The organism is Pararhizobium antarcticum, assembly GCF_001885585.1.
Classification (GTDB): Bacteria; Pseudomonadota; Alphaproteobacteria; order Rhizobiales; family Rhizobiaceae; genus Pararhizobium; species Pararhizobium antarcticum.
Map to the genome: position 1 here is coordinate 1 of NZ_LSRP01000058.1, position 799 is coordinate 799.

The 799-nt window shown below is 54.9% G+C and carries 1 protein-coding gene and 1 pseudogene; both read left to right on the forward strand.

What is annotated here, in order from left to right; all coding sequences use genetic code 11:
- A pseudogene (locus AX760_RS26620) lies at nucleotides 1–101 on the forward strand (IS5/IS1182 family transposase); the annotation flags it as partial.
- Between the two features lie 28 nt (nucleotides 102–129).
- Nucleotides 130–799: cupin domain-containing protein (locus AX760_RS05485; protein ID WP_210187368.1), on the forward strand; the 670-nt coding region annotated here is incomplete at its 3' end.

The window sequence follows — 799 nt, forward strand, 5'->3', positions numbered from 1 at the left end:
GTAGACTGGCCAAGGACCTCGAAAACCTGTCAAGAAATGCGCTTGCCTTCCTCAAATTAGCCTCCATCCGCCTCATGCTGCGAAGGCTATGTTCAAAATGAGAAAGTGTTCGGACGGACTCTAAGAGCGATGAAACTACCGGCGAGTCCAGACATTGCCGACTGCCGGATCTTGTGTGCGCACATAATTTTATCCCCCTTATCTTCACTGGACATTACCGTCTACGCACATAGCTTAAGAGATGGCGTTCGTAATCAGCATAAAATCTCATCTCTGGTATGGCCGTCCCATCTTTGCGCGAAGATCGCTGAACTGAGGAAAACATTGGGTGAGCCCGACAAAACGCTTCTTCTGCGCCAGCACTTTGCTTCATCCGAATTGTCGCCGCAGGATGCATTTGCCGGATGGCAGCAAGCCGTGGCTCCCGTCTTCGATGTGGCGCCCGTCGATCCTCACGCACAGTTCGCAGCCGCTCACGATACCTATCACCTTGGCGATATTCTTGTCGGTGGCGGCAGCTTTGATGCGACGGCATTTACCCGGAGCCGGCAGAAGGCGCTGTCGGATGGCATCGATCACGTCATGGTTCAGGTCTATACCGTCGGCGGATACACCGGGATGCTGGATGATCGCCCAATCACCGTGCGTCGCGGCGATCTTGTCACGCTCGACATGGCGCGCGAAACCAGAACGATTTCCGTCGCCTCCACCAATATCACCGTCATCATACCGCGGGAGTTATTGAAAGTTCGCGAGGTTCCGCACGGGCATATGTCGCAGGGGCCGAGGGGCTCTGTAT